We start from the raw sequence: 13,651 nt of genomic DNA, 5'->3' as shown, positions 1-13,651 counted from the left end.
CTAACTTGCATTTAAAAAACTAATAGTGTTTTACTTCTATTCTAATGCGGCTGCGCCACCGACAATTTCAGTAATTTCTTGAGTAATCGCTGCCTGACGAGCACGGTTGTAAGACAATGTAAGTGAACCGATAAGTTCTTTTGCATTGTCAGTTGCACTCTTCATCGCTGTCATACGTGCAGCATGCTCACTAGCTTTTCCGTCTAAAAGTGCTCCATAGATGAGACTTTCAGCATACTGAGGGAGAAGCACCTCAAGGATTTCTTCTTGCGATGGTTCAAACTCATATGAAGTTATCTTTTGGTTACCAGATGAAAGATCCGTTAATGGTAACAGTTTTTTCTCTGTTACATCGTGTTGAATCGCGCTCACGAAATGGTTGTAATAGATGTAAAGCTCATCAAATAAACCATCAGCAAACATACTGACCGTATTACTAGCAATATCTTTAATCTCATTAAACGATGGTTGATCTGCTAATCCAGTAATTTCTTGAACAACAGGAATTCCACGCTTCTTAAAGAAATCACGACCAACACGACCAATAGCAATAACCGCATATTCATCCTTACTTGAATGACGCTTTTGAATGGTTTGGTATACAGCACGAAGAATATTACTGTTATATGCCCCAGCTAATCCACGGTCAGATGTAATCACAAGGTATCCTGTTTTCTTTACAGGTCTTTTAAGTAGCATTGGATGTGTAACATCTTCACTACCTAGTGCAACACTTGCCACTACCTCTTGAATTTTTTCCATATATGGTACGAAAGCTTTTGCATTGTTTTCAGCTCTATTTAATTTAGAAGCTGATACCATCTGCATCGCCTTTGTAATTTGACTTGTCTTCTTCGTTGAGGTAATTCTTGATTTTATATCTCTTAATGATGCCAAAGGTTCTCACCACCTTTTTGTCAAAAGATCTGGATTTTAGAGCGACGTAACATCAGTCGTCGCTCTACTAATTTTATTATTCAGAAACAACAAATGTTTTCTTAAAGTCATTAATTGCCGCCTGGAAATCAGTGTCTTCTGGAAGTTTACCAGTTGAACGAATGTGATCCAGCACTGCTTTACGGTTATGTTCTAAGAATGTTAAATATTCTTCTTCGAAACGACCAATATCTTCTAATGGGATATCATCTAAGAATCCACGAGTTAAAGCATAAAGAACCGCTACCTGCTTTTCAACTGCAAGTGGCTTATTTAAACCTTGCTTTAGGATTTCAACTGTACGAGCACCACGGTTTAATTTCGCTTGAGTTGCTTTATCTAGGTCAGAACCGAATTGAGCGAATGCTTCAAGCTCACGGTATGAAGCTAAGTCAAGACGTAATGTACCAGATACCTTTTTCATTGCATTAATCTGAGCTGATCCACCTACACGGGATACTGAAAGACCTGCGTTAACCGCTGGACGTACACCTGAGAAGAATAGGTCAGATTGCAAGAAAATTTGTCCATCTGTAATCGAGATTACGTTTGTTGGGATATATGCAGATACATCTCCTGCTTGTGTTTCAATAAATGGTAATGCTGTTAGTGAACCTGCACCTTTAGCATCACTTAATTTCGCAGCACGCTCAAGTAGGCGTGAATGCAAGTAGAATACATCCCCTGGATATGCTTCACGACCTGGAGGACGACGAAGTAATAGAGAAAGCTCACGGTATGCAGCAGCTTGCTTTGTTAAGTCATCATAGATAACTAAAACGTGCTTGCCATTGTACATGAACTCTTCACCCATTGTAACACCTGCATATGGTGCAAGGTATTGTAATGGAGCTGGTTGTGATGCAGAAGCTGTTACAACAATTGTGTAATCTAAAGCACCATTTTTACGAAGAGTTTCTACAACTCCACGAACCGTTGATTCTTTTTGTCCGATTGCAACATAGATACAAATCATATTTTCATTCTTTTGGTTAAGAATTGTATCAATCGCTACAGCTGTTTTACCAGTTTGACGGTCACCGATAATTAACTCACGTTGTCCACGTCCAATTGGAATTAACGCATCAATTGCTTTAATACCAGTTTGAAGTGGTTCATGAACTGATTTACGGTCCATAACACCTGGTGCTGGGCTTTCAATCGGGCGAGTTTTTGAAGTTTCAATTGGTCCTAATCCATCAACAGGTTGCCCTAATGGATTTACAACACGACCAATTAACGCTTCCCCTACAGGTACTTCCATAATACGTCCAGTACGACGAACCTCGTCACCTTCACGAATATCAGTGAAAGGACCAAGGATAACGATACCTACGTTGTTTTCCTCAAGGTTCTGAGCCATACCCATGACACCATTTGAGAATTCTAAAAGCTCTCCAGACATTACACTGTCTAGACCATGAGCACGTGCGATACCGTCACCAACACTAATAACTGTACCAACATCGCTCACTTTTACTTCTGATTGATAGTTTTCAATTTGCTGTTTAATCAGCGCACTAATTTCTTCAGCATTGATGCTCATGAATGTTCACCCCTATCTACAATCTTTTCGTCATTAGATCACGCTCTAGGCGTTCTAATTTCCCGTTCACACTACCATCATATATACGGTTACCGATGCGAATCTTCACACCGCCAATTAGACTTTTATCGACAATATTTTCAATACGCAGCGCAGATTTCCCTATACTTTTTGCGAACACACTAGAAATACTAGCGCTTTCGACATCTGTTAAAGGACGTACAGAGTATACTTTTGCTTCTGCTAGTCCACGTTCTTCATTTGCTAACTCAATAAATTGATCGACCATGTCAGCAATCACTGATTCACGGTGACGATCAATTAAAAGGTATAATGTATTTAAGACCATTGTTGATGCAGAAGCAAATGCTCCCTTTACAACTGATTTTTTTGTTTCATTTGTCATTTTCGGACTAGAAAGAAAAGCTAAAAAATCTTTATTAGATGTAAACACTTGTTTTACAACTCGTAGTTCAGCTTCTGTCTGATCAAGAGTTTGCTGTTGTTGTGATAATTGAAAAAGAGCTAACGCATATCGTTTTGCCACGACCCCTTTGCTCATCGCTCTTCTCCTACCTCTTTAATATACTCATTAATAAGCTTTTCTTGATCCTTCTCACTTAGTTCTTTCTCAATAACTTTAGTAGCAATCAGAACAGATAGTGAAGCGACTTGTTCGCGTAATGCGGCAACCGCTTTTTCTCTTTCTTGAACGATTTCTTTTTTTGCAGATTCCTTAAAACGGTCAGACTCTGCTTGTGCAGCCTGGATAATAGCCGTTTTCTGTTCTTCTGCCATATTCTTTGCACTTTCAATTAGACCTTGTGCTTCTTTACGAGCTTCTTTTAATAATTGCTGTTGTTGTTCGATTAGCACTTTTGCTTCTTGATTACTTTTTTCAGCAGAATCAATTTCACTAGCGATGTGCTCTTCACGTTTTTTCATCATTGCAATTAGTTTATCAAGGGCAAATTTTCTTAATAAGAAAAGTAATAATAAGAAGACACCAAGTTGGAAGATAATATCTCCTGTATTAATATCGCCACTCAAACCTGCACCTAGGGCAAATATATTAACGTCAAATACCAAAGCTCTCACTCCCTTCGGAAATTACATGGAAAAGTGTTTACTAGAAATAGTCATATCTAGTATTTTTTTTTGCTTAAAGTAAAACAATGGCGAAGGTTCTCCCATGAGACGACTTCGCCACTTGAACCAGTTTATTTCGTTCTATCATTTTTAACAGTATGGATATTTATAATATTATAAGTTCCATTACTATCTAATTTGATTTCTAATAGATGTTAGTTCTAATTATTGACCCATAACCATGAATGCTACTACTACTGCGATGATAGGAATCGCCTCTACTAATGCAACCCCGATGAACATAATAGTTTGAAGTGGGCCACGTAGTTCAGGTTGACGAGAAATCCCTTCAACTGTACTCTTAACGATCATTGCGTTACCAAAACTTGCACCTAGTGCTGCCAAACCAATTGCGATTGCTGCTGCTATTGCACCCATTATAAAATTCCTCCTTATGATTATCCTTTAGATTAGTTAAAAAATATATTATTAATGGTCGTGACTCACTTTGTGCGCCATATAAACCATTGTTAACATAGTGAAGATAAACGCTTGTATTGAACCAACAAAAATACTAAATGCTTGCCATATCATCATTGGGATGATAGCGACTATTGTTCCTATTACTCCGGAAAAAATTCCCGTTTCATAACCGTTGACAGCTAGTCCTGCCAACAAAGCAAGTAAAATTTCCCCTGCATAGATATTACCGTAAAGACGTAGGCCTAATGTTAAAGTGTTTGAGAATTCCTCAATTACTTTTAAAGGAAACAAGAATTTCATTGGTTTAAAGAAACCCTTAATATATTCCTTTGGCCCTAGTAGCTTCACGCCATAATAGTGTGATAATGCTACAACCATCGCTGCTAATGTTAATGTGATAACTGGATCAGCAGTAGGTGATTTCCACCATAACGTATGTTCCTCGCCCAAGATAATTGCAAATGGTAGTCCTAGCATATTTGAGACAAATACATACATTATAAGTGTTATTCCTAGAGGTAGGAATAACCTTCCTGTTTTCCAATCCATTGTGCTACCTATAATATTTTTAACGAAATCCATAACCCATTCCAATACATTTTGACCACCAGTAGGTTTTATTGAAATATTTCTGGTTAATAGAACTGCGGTAATAAATACAACAGTAGCAGCAATAATAGACATTAGGATATTTGACGAATTGAACGTTAGTCCTAACCATTCAAACGTAGGAGCATGATGTTCCAACTATATCACCTCTCTTCCCCGTTATACATTTGTTTTTAGTTTGGATTGAATTATAAAATCTATGAAAATGACGATATAGGAAGTCATTAATCCCAACATGACAAAATACACATTGATGTACTCAGGAAATTTCAGCGAGATGAAGACAGCTAGTCCAGCTATAGTCATTCTTGATATTGTTCCTAATGAATACACCTTTTTACCTTTAACAACTGCTTCACTAAACTTATTTACTTTGCGATACAGCAATAAATGATTATAGTAACTTGCTGCCGCTCCGATGATTAGGCCTAAAAATGCAGGTTGGTATGTAGTAAATCCCCATCCTAAGACAAACACAGCTAGAAAGTAAAAAATATATTTTCTATGTCGTTTAAGCATTGTGCCATCGTCTTGTTGCATGTTTTAATCTCCTGAATTGAATTTTTGGACAGAGCTTAGTGTTCCATAGACACCAGCTGATAATCCTAAAAGAAGGCCTAAAATTAAAAATAGTGGTTCGGTATCAACGACTCGATCAAGCCATCTTCCGAGGAAGATTCCGACTAAGATTGAACCTACTAATTGAGATGTAATGGCAGACATTAATGCCATCGCTCGAAAGGGATGTTTTGACTCAGGACGCATAAGGAAATGCCTCCTTTTTCCAAGTAGAAAATGAAGTTTCACTAAAGTTCACTAAATAGCCAGAAAACACTCTTGAAAACCTTATCATCATACCCTTTGTAAGCATACAATAGGCATCTTTTAATGTCAATGTGTTTAAAGTGAAAAAATAACAAAGCAATTATACCATTTTAACTGAATAATTAGTATCAATAACCCTATCATAAAAGGCTTAATTTGCACTGTCTACATATAATAAACCTCATAGCGAACAATTTCCAATTTTAGGTGTTCACAAATTGTTCACATTATAGCGTTCCGCAAGCGACATTTGTCACAACGGAACGCTTTTTTGTCATAAATAGAAAGTTAATCCGATCCTATTTCGTCAATTAATATGTCAGAATCAATTGTATCTTCTTTTCCTGATTTTTTAGCAAATACAATTGCTTTATAGACTCCTTTAAGTCCTAATTTAGAGGCTGAAATTTGTCGCTCAATTAAGCCTCTAGGAACATCTCTTTTCCAATCTAGAAAAGCTATAAAGCGTAATGAGTCAGGATCGTAGAGGGCAATTCCATATTCTTCTGCCCCTCTTGGGAGATATAATTGATATTGAAACGTATCTTTGTCCTCTGCTGACCCAAATTGAAAAGCCATAACCCTTGGATAATCTGGTTCCTCAATTACAATCATGTAAGGAAGATGTACTTTTTTGTGTCCTTCATTTAAATAAATGTGACCACTCTTAAGTCCTGGACCAATCACGCTCGGTGTAATATCAACGGAAATCGTCACTTTTCTTTTTTCATTTGGCTTTAAAGTAAATGAAGTAGGAATATCCCATTGAAAGCCTTTTTCGTTCTTGGGAATATTAAACGAATAATGCTTATCATGCATTGACTGATTATCGACCGTAATCGTTAAGTCTTTTTTCGTCCGATTATCTTCCTTTTCAAACATACCAAACGTTAATGTACTAGGGTATACAAGTGTTTCAGCATTAATCGCTTCAATTACCTGAATCCTTCCAGCACCTTGTTCATATGGCTTATATAGTTCATCTTTCTCATTCTCAAGGAGCTTTGCTGTATTCATGAGTGATGCCTTCACTTGTTCTGGTGTCCAATCAGGGTGTGCTTGTTTGATTAATGCACATGCACCTGCAACATGTGGTGCGGCCATGCTTGTCCCCTGAAGTTCTACATACCCTTTAGGAGCAGTACTCTTAATTGCTACCCCGGGCGCAACCACATCCGGTTTAATTTCCCACGTATTTGTCACAGGGCCTCTTGAACTAAATGAAGCAATCGTATCTTGAATATGATGATAGGTGGTCTTTACCATCTTATTTCTCTTTTTCAGCTGCTTTTTTAACCATAATCCCTCTTTTTTCGGAAGTGATGCTACAGGGATATCTAAAGCCATTTCAAGTGCTCCAGCAAATTCCCCATCAACATTATTAAAAATTAAGACTCCTTTTGCACCATTGCTTTGAGCGTTTAATGCTTTTTCTGTGAAAGTAATTGTTCCTCGTTCTAGTAAAACAATTTTACCCTTCATATCTTCATTAAAGTCTTTTTTATAACCTAACCCCGCAAAAACTAGCGGATAGTCCTTATCCATATTCCATGGGATCGAGCCTTGCATTTCAGCAACATCAATTTCTTTGTCTTCAAAACCAATAGAGATGGTAGGTATTTTTAGAGGTGGTGTGGATGCTCCTACCGAAATCGCTTTTGATGAAGTTCCTGGCGATCCCACCGTCCATACCTCTGGGCCGGAGTTTCCACTCGAAGTAACAGCAATAATTCCCTTTTCTGTCGCTTTATTTAAAGCTAAGCTTGTCGGCCAATCCGGTCCATTGACATTATTCCCTAGAGATAAGTTGATAATATCAACTTTATCTTCAATTGCTTTATCAATTGCAGCTATGACCTGTTCAGAAGTTCCTACCCCACCTGGCCCAAGCGCGCGGTAGGCAATCACTTCTGCACCGGGGGCAACTCCTTTTATCTTTCCATTCGCCGCAATGATTCCAGCCACATGGGTACCATGGATTGTCTGGTCCCGTGATGAACCCTTTGTCTCCATCGGATCATCATCACCATCAACGATATCATAACCCCCATGATAATTAGCCTTTAAATCAGGGTGATTATAATCAATTCCAGTATCGATTACTCCAACCTTAATACCTTCGCCAGTTAATCGTTGATCGTCAGGGTCAAAATAACCTCTAATTGCGTCTCCACCAATAAAGGGAACACTTTCATCAAGAGAGGCTTTATATGTGGCTACTTGAGAGGTATGAAGGATGCCTTTGTCTTTTTTTAACTCTTTAATATCCTTCCTTTTCCCTTTTACTGAGAATCCCTCAAATACATACTTATATATATGAGTGACAGTCAAGCTTGAATCTGATTTTACTTTACCTAAAATCTCTTCATAAGCACTAGGTTTTGTCACAATCACTGATGTAATGACCTCATCCTCAGATTCAATAGGCAGTTCAGGTCGATTCGGATACGTATGAGCACTGCCGTTTGCTGCGAATGTTTGTGTATTTATAAAAAGAAAACTACATAAAAAGAGCAATAGTATTTTCTTCAACTTATCTCCTCCCTTTCCTGTAGTCTTTCACATAAATTTAAAATATATGAGAGATATGGAAGAACAGTATGGGTTTTGGAAAGTTCGTTTGGTTTGTGGGGATGTGTCGCTTGTTTGAAAGCAATTAAAGCTGTCCGAACTCGAGGCTACTTCAGACAGACAGCTTTTGCTTCTAAACAATCAAAGCTGTCCGAACACGGGGCTACTTCAGACAACTTTTGCTTCTAAACAATCAAAGCTGTCCGAACCCGAAGCTACTTCAGACAGCTTTTACTTCTAAACAATCAAAGCTGTCCGAACTCGGGGCTACTTCAGACAGCTTTTGTTTCTAGCCAATCAAAGCTGTCCGAACTCGAGGCTACTTCAGACAACTTTTACTTCTAAACAATCAAAGCTGTCCGAACCCGAAGCTACTTCAGACAGCTTTTACTTCTAAACAATCAAAGCTGTCCGAACCTGAAGCTACTTCAGACAGCTTTTGCTTCTAAACAATCAAAGCTGTCCGAACCCGAAGCTACTTCAGACAGCTTTTACTTCTAAACAATCAAAGCTGTCCGAACTCGAGGCTACTTCAGACAGCTTTTACCTCTAAACAATCAAAGCTGTCCGAACTCGAGGCTACTTCAGACAGCTTTTACTTCTAAACAATCAAAGCTGTCCGAACTCGAGGCTACTTCAGACAGCTTTTACTTCTAAACAATCAAAGCTGTCCGAACTCGAGGCTACTTCAGACAGCTTTTACTTCTAAACAATCAAAGCTGTCCGAACTCGAGGCTACTTCAGACAGCTTTTACTTCTAAACAATCAAAGCTGGCCGAACTCGAGGCTACTTCAGACAGCTTTTACCTCTAAACAATCAAAGCTGTCCGAACTCGAGGCTACTTCAGACAGCTTTTACTTCTAAACAATCAAAGCTGTCCGAACTCGAGGCTACTTCAGACAGCTTTTACTTCTAAACAATCAAAGCTGTCCGAACACGGGGCTACTTCAGACAGCTTTTACTTCTAAACAATCAAAGCTGTCCGAACCCTAAGCTACTTCAGACAGCTTTTACTTCTAAACAATCAAAGCTGTCCGAACTCGAGGCTACTTCAGACAGCTTTTACTTCTAAACAATCAAACCTGTCCGAACCCTAAGCTACTTCAGACAGCTTTCACAAACAAACTAACAGTGCTGTCCGAACCCTAAGCTACTTCAGACAGCTTTTACCTCTAAACAATCAAAGCTGTCCGAACTCGAGGCTACTTCAGACAGCTTTTACTTCTAAACAATCAAAGCTGTCCGAACTCGAGGCTACTTCAGACAGCTTTTACTTCTAAACAATCAAAGCTGTCCGAACACGGGGCTACTTCAGACAGCTTTTACTTCTAAACAATCAAAGCTGTCCGAACCCGGGGCTACTTCAGACAGCTTTTACTTCTAAACAATCAAAGCTGTCCGAACCCGAGGCTACTTCAGACAGCTTTTACTTCTAAACAATCAAAGCTGTCCGAACCCGAGGCTACTTCAGACAGCTTTTACTTCTAAACAATCAAAGCTGTCCGAACTCGAGGCTACTTCAGACAGCTTTTGTTTCTAGCCAATCAAAGCTGTCCGAACTCGAGGCTACTTCAGACAGCTTTTACTTCTAAACAATCAAAGCTGTCCGAACACGGGGCTACTTCAGACAGCTTTTACTTCTAAACAATCAAAGCTGTCCGAACACGGGGCTACTTCAGACAGCTTTTGTTTCTAGCCAATCAAAGCTGTCCGAACTCGAGGCTACTTCAGACAGCTTTTACTTCTAAACAATCAAAGCTGTCCGAACACGGGGCTACTTCAGACAGCTTTCACAAACAAACCAACAAAGCTGTCCGAACCCGAAGCTACTTCAGACAGCTTTTGCTTCAAAACAATCAAAGCTGTCCGAACCCGAAGCTACTTCAGACAACTTTTACTTCAAAACAATCAAAGCTGTCCGAACCCAAAGCTACTTCAGACAGCTTTTACACCAAACCCATCAAAGCTGTCCGAACCCCAAGGGTCTGCCCACTCTCTGTGTAGTCCAACAAATCAAAAAGACCAAATCAAATCGATTCGGTCCTTTCCTGTATTATTATTTTGTCCCAAACAAGCGATCCCCAGCATCACCAAGACCTGGAACGATATAGCCATGATCATTAAGTTTTTCGTCAAGCGCCGCAATAAAAATGTCTACATCTGGATGTTCTTTTTTAATCACTTCAACACCCTCTGGTGCCGCAATTAAACACATGAATTTAATGTTTTTTGCTCCGCGCTTTTTGAGAGAATTAATTGCTTCAGCTGCAGAGCCACCCGTTGCTAACATTGGGTCAACGACAATGAAATCACGCTCTTCTACATCTGATGGTAATTTCACATAATATTCAACCGGTTGAAGTGTTTCTGGATCACGGTATAATCCAATGTGGCCGACTTTTGCTGCCGGAATTAGCTTTAAGATCCCGTCAACCATTCCGAGCCCAGCACGCAAAATTGGGATAATTCCGATTTTCTTTCCTGATAATACCTTTGATTTTGCTGCAACAACAGGTGTTTCAATTTCAACCTCTTGTAATGGTAGGTCACGAGTAATTTCAAATGCCATTAAGCTAGCTACTTCATCTACTAATTCTCTGAATTCCTTCGTGCCTGTTGTCTTTTCTCTTATGTATGTAAGCTTATGTTGAATAAGTGGGTGATCAAATACATATACCTTGCCCATCTGAGACACTCTCCTTTTTTATTCACTTCAATAGATTTTACAGAAGTACGCAAACATATTCAAGCTACAAATCGACAATATTTGAGTTGTTTTTCTAACAAATATCGTTTTTATATTAGGACTACCCTGAAAATAATTTAGTTAGCGGAGTTCCATGTGCTGCGATCCACTTGCTTTCCGCGGGGTGGTCCGGGAGCCTCCTCGTCGCCTTGGGGGCTCCTGCGGGGTCTCCCGAGACCACTATATCCCGCAGGAGGCAAGTGGCTCTTCGCTCATTCCACACTAGTGAGTAAACATTCTCATTCTCCATGAAAATACTTTTTCATTTAGGTGTTAAACTTTCAACTGTTTTTTCCATAAAAAAACCAGGAACACTGTTAAGTCCAGTGCCTGGCATTTATTTTATAGCTCTTTATATAATACAAACTTAGACGTTAGTGCTTCAACACGTGCTGCCGCTTCTTTTAAGCTTTCTTCGTTTTCATGGTTTTTAAGAGTAAATGCAATAATTGAAGCAATTTCATCCATGTCCTCTAAACCAAATCCACGAGAAGTTACGGCTGCTGTTCCTATACGAACACCACTTGTTACAAATGGACTTTCTGTATCAAATGGAATAGTATTTTTATTTACCGTGATACCAACCTCATCAAGTACATGCTCAGCAACCTTTCCAGTTAAACCGATTGCTTTTACATCTACTAGTAAAAGATGGTTGTCTGTTCCATCTGAAACTAGTTTTAGTCCTTCTTTTTTCAGACCTTCTGCTAGTCTTTGTGCGTTCTCAATGATATTTTTTGCATATACTTTAAAATCATCCTGAAGTGCTTCACCAAATGCAACTGCTTTTGCAGAAATCACGTGCATTAATGGTCCACCTTGAATACCAGGGAAGATTGATTTATCGATTTTCTTACCAAATTCTTCTTTACATAAAATCATCCCGCCACGAGGTCCGCGTAATGTTTTATGGGTAGTTGTTGTAACGAAATCAGCATATGGTACTGGGTTTTGATGAAGACCTGCAGCAACTAGTCCTGCAATATGTGCCATATCCACCATTAAATAAGCTCCAATCTCATCTGCGATTTCACGGAAACGTTTAAAGTCGATTTCACGTGGATAAGCACTTGCACCCGCTACAATTAGCTTTGGTTTATGTGTACGTGCCTTTTCTAACACATCTTCATAGTTAATTGTATGTGTAACTTCGTCAACACCATACTCTACGAAATTATATTGAATTCCACTGAAGTTGACCGGACTACCATGTGTTAAATGTCCACCATGTGATAGATTCATTCCTAACACTGTATCGCCTTGCTCTAAGATGGTAAAATAAACGGCCATATTTGCTTGTGCACCTGAGTGTGGCTGTACGTTAACATACTCTGCACCGAAGATTTCCTTTGCACGATCACGCGCGATATCTTCTACCACGTCAACATGCTCACAGCCTCCATAATAACGACGACCTGGATAACCTTCAGCATACTTATTCGTTAAAACTGAACCTTGTGCTTCCATAACTGCTTCACTAACAAAGTTTTCAGAAGCGATTAGTTCAATTTTCGTTCTCTGTCTTTTTAACTCATCTTGAATTGCTCCAAAAACCGATGGATCTTGTTGCGATAAATGTTTCATTGGAATCCCCCTTCACATGTCAAGACTCTATTATTTTTTTGAAAAACTCAAATACTTTCTCATTTTATCACTTTCATTTTCTAAGAGAAAGGGACATTTTCGCTTTTTCCCCAATGCTTTACGCTTACATGTAAATTATTTTGATTCCCAGTTCCAATAATCGAACTCTCCGACCTGAATCCCTCGAAATGTTTCTTCTTCTTGCAATTTTAAAAGCTCCTTTACCGGACCTGTGACAACAGCACCGTATACTTTAAAACCATTTTCCTCCAAAAATTCATGCCTTTGCTCAAGGTGTCTCAGTCCTAGAAAATGATCTAAGTAGGAGTCGCTCTCGTTTTCTATTAGTTTTTCCATATTACGAAGCATCATGTCTTGATTTCGACCAATCGTTTCCTTATCAATCCAAATCTCAGTAAACGAACTTTCACCTAAAAGTTCTCTTCCTTTTGATAACCCTAAGGTTTCAACAGACATAAAGCTTCCGCCAGCTATACTGAATCCAACATCCTCAATCGTATCCAACTCGCCACTATATAAAGGCATCCATAATACATCAATGTCATACTTACTTAAAATTTCAAGTAAGGCCCTTGGTTCATAATATCTGTCTGTTGAAAATGCCAACTCTGCAACTGTTCCTTCATGAACCATTTCTAAAGGCACCCAAACCTGTTCATCTTTCTTAAAATACAGCTTTTCTCCTGTCCGTGGATCCTCAGGTAAATAATAGGTAAACCTATTTTGGTCTGATGGTCGCAGAAAATCTAATTCTTTAGTCGAGAACATCGATAATAATCTCTTTTCCATATTCATCACGGCAACGGGATTTTCTTCCTTACCGACCGTTCGATACACAGGAAATGAGATCTCTTGCGTTAAAAATGGTGTGATTTCTCCGCCTGGATGTAAATAAAATTCACCATACAAGCCACCTTGAGTCCAATCAATAGCTAAATTCATATTGAATTTATGTTTATTTTGAATATCTGTTGCACTATATCCAATCGTTAAAAAAGCATATATATTAAATATAATCCACCAATAATCAACAAGACTCGAAGTATTCTTGCAGTTAAAAGAAATCGATATTTCCATAAAACCTTCTTTTCTTTTTCCTTTGTCCATTCAGTCAAGTTCTTCCTCTCCCTTCATTGATATTCCTAGCTGTTGAAGCTTTTTTCTTGCACGGTGCAATGTCACCTTCACTTGTGATTCAGTTAAATCCATCGCCCTGTATCTCTTCATAAGTAAATTCACA

At 38.8% G+C, this 13,651-nt stretch carries 13 protein-coding genes; all 13 read right to left on the bottom strand.

Annotation, left to right across the window (positions count from 1 at the left end; all coding sequences use genetic code 11):
- Nucleotides 1–36: 36 nt before the first annotated feature.
- The gene (locus tag BK579_RS02860; protein ID WP_078543433.1) at nucleotides 37–897 is read right to left on the bottom strand and encodes a F0F1 ATP synthase subunit gamma; all 861 of its coding nucleotides are present in this window, start codon (nucleotides 895–897) and stop codon (nucleotides 37–39) included.
- Between the two features lie 76 nt (nucleotides 898–973).
- Nucleotides 974–2,482: a F0F1 ATP synthase subunit alpha gene (gene atpA / locus BK579_RS02855; protein ID WP_078543432.1), complete on the bottom strand. Its 1,509-nt coding sequence runs from the start codon at nucleotides 2,480–2,482 to the stop codon at nucleotides 974–976.
- A 16-nt stretch (nucleotides 2,483–2,498) separates the two neighbouring features.
- Nucleotides 2,499–3,044 (bottom strand): F0F1 ATP synthase subunit delta, encoded by a 546-nt coding sequence (locus tag BK579_RS02850; protein ID WP_078543431.1) that lies wholly within the window; start codon nucleotides 3,042–3,044, stop codon nucleotides 2,499–2,501.
- Nucleotides 3,041–3,571, bottom strand: coding sequence for a F0F1 ATP synthase subunit B (gene atpF, locus BK579_RS02845; RefSeq protein ID WP_235848323.1), 531 nt, complete (start codon nucleotides 3,569–3,571; stop codon nucleotides 3,041–3,043). The genes BK579_RS02850 and atpF overlap by 4 nt, the downstream gene beginning before the upstream one ends.
- 225 nt (nucleotides 3,572–3,796) lie before the next feature.
- Nucleotides 3,797–4,009 carry a F0F1 ATP synthase subunit C gene (gene atpE / locus BK579_RS02840; RefSeq protein ID WP_078543430.1) on the bottom strand — a complete coding sequence of 71 codons (213 nt, stop codon included), beginning with the start codon at nucleotides 4,007–4,009 and terminating at the stop codon, nucleotides 3,797–3,799.
- A 51-nt stretch (nucleotides 4,010–4,060) separates the two neighbouring features.
- Entirely contained in the window at nucleotides 4,061–4,801 is a 741-nt protein-coding gene (atpB, locus tag BK579_RS02835) for a F0F1 ATP synthase subunit A (protein ID WP_078543429.1), read from the bottom strand.
- Between the two features lie 21 nt (nucleotides 4,802–4,822).
- Nucleotides 4,823–5,203 (bottom strand): ATP synthase subunit I, encoded by a 381-nt coding sequence (locus tag BK579_RS02830; protein ID WP_235848322.1) that lies wholly within the window; start codon nucleotides 5,201–5,203, stop codon nucleotides 4,823–4,825.
- A 3-nt stretch (nucleotides 5,204–5,206) separates the two neighbouring features.
- Nucleotides 5,207–5,428 (bottom strand): AtpZ/AtpI family protein, encoded by a 222-nt coding sequence (locus tag BK579_RS02825; protein WP_078543428.1) that lies wholly within the window; start codon nucleotides 5,426–5,428, stop codon nucleotides 5,207–5,209.
- Nucleotides 5,429–5,776: 348 nt separating this feature from the next.
- Nucleotides 5,777–8,020 carry a S8 family serine peptidase gene (locus BK579_RS02820; protein ID WP_078543427.1) on the bottom strand — a complete coding sequence of 748 codons (2,244 nt, stop codon included), beginning with the start codon at nucleotides 8,018–8,020 and terminating at the stop codon, nucleotides 5,777–5,779.
- Nucleotides 8,021–10,116: 2,096 nt separating this feature from the next.
- The gene (gene upp, locus BK579_RS02815; protein WP_078543426.1) at nucleotides 10,117–10,746 is read right to left on the bottom strand and encodes a uracil phosphoribosyltransferase; all 630 of its coding nucleotides are present in this window, start codon (nucleotides 10,744–10,746) and stop codon (nucleotides 10,117–10,119) included.
- A gap of 402 nt (nucleotides 10,747–11,148) precedes the next feature.
- Nucleotides 11,149–12,390, bottom strand: coding sequence for a serine hydroxymethyltransferase (locus BK579_RS02810; RefSeq protein ID WP_078543425.1), 1,242 nt, complete (start codon nucleotides 12,388–12,390; stop codon nucleotides 11,149–11,151).
- A gap of 135 nt (nucleotides 12,391–12,525) precedes the next feature.
- Entirely contained in the window at nucleotides 12,526–13,518 is a 993-nt protein-coding gene (locus BK579_RS02805) for an anti-sigma factor (protein ID WP_078543424.1), read from the bottom strand.
- Complete coding sequence (locus BK579_RS26635; RefSeq protein ID WP_268876445.1) at nucleotides 13,519–13,650, bottom strand: hypothetical protein; 132 nt, start codon at nucleotides 13,648–13,650, stop codon at nucleotides 13,519–13,521. It lies immediately after the preceding gene.
- Nucleotide 13,651 lies beyond the last annotated feature (1 nt).

This window comes from Litchfieldia alkalitelluris, from assembly GCF_002019645.1.
GTDB lineage: Bacteria > Bacillota > Bacilli > Bacillales > Bacillaceae_L > Litchfieldia > Litchfieldia alkalitelluris.
The sequence above is the reverse complement of the archived record's forward strand: the minus strand, read 5'-3'. Positions and strand labels throughout refer to the sequence as shown.

What these genes read in the sequence shown, in the direction of transcription:
- BK579_RS02805 (WP_078543424.1), bottom strand. Translation starts at nt 13,518, where the DNA reads ATGGACAAAGGAAAAAGAAAAGAAGGTTTTATGGAAATATCGATTTCT.
- atpA (WP_078543432.1), bottom strand. Translation starts at nt 2,482, where the DNA reads ATGAGCATCAATGCTGAAGAAATTAGTGCGCTGATTAAACAGCAAATT.
- BK579_RS02825 (WP_078543428.1), bottom strand. Translation starts at nt 5,428, where the DNA reads ATGCGTCCTGAGTCAAAACATCCCTTTCGAGCGATGGCATTAATGTCT.
- BK579_RS02850 (WP_078543431.1), bottom strand. Translation starts at nt 3,044, where the DNA reads ATGAGCAAAGGGGTCGTGGCAAAACGATATGCGTTAGCTCTTTTTCAA.
- atpE (WP_078543430.1), bottom strand. Translation starts at nt 4,009, where the DNA reads ATGGGTGCAATAGCAGCAGCAATCGCAATTGGTTTGGCAGCACTAGGT.
- BK579_RS02830 (WP_235848322.1), bottom strand. Translation starts at nt 5,203, where the DNA reads ATGCAACAAGACGATGGCACAATGCTTAAACGACATAGAAAATATATT.
- upp (WP_078543426.1), bottom strand. Translation starts at nt 10,746, where the DNA reads ATGGGCAAGGTATATGTATTTGATCACCCACTTATTCAACATAAGCTT.
- BK579_RS02810 (WP_078543425.1), bottom strand. Translation starts at nt 12,390, where the DNA reads ATGAAACATTTATCGCAACAAGATCCATCGGTTTTTGGAGCAATTCAA.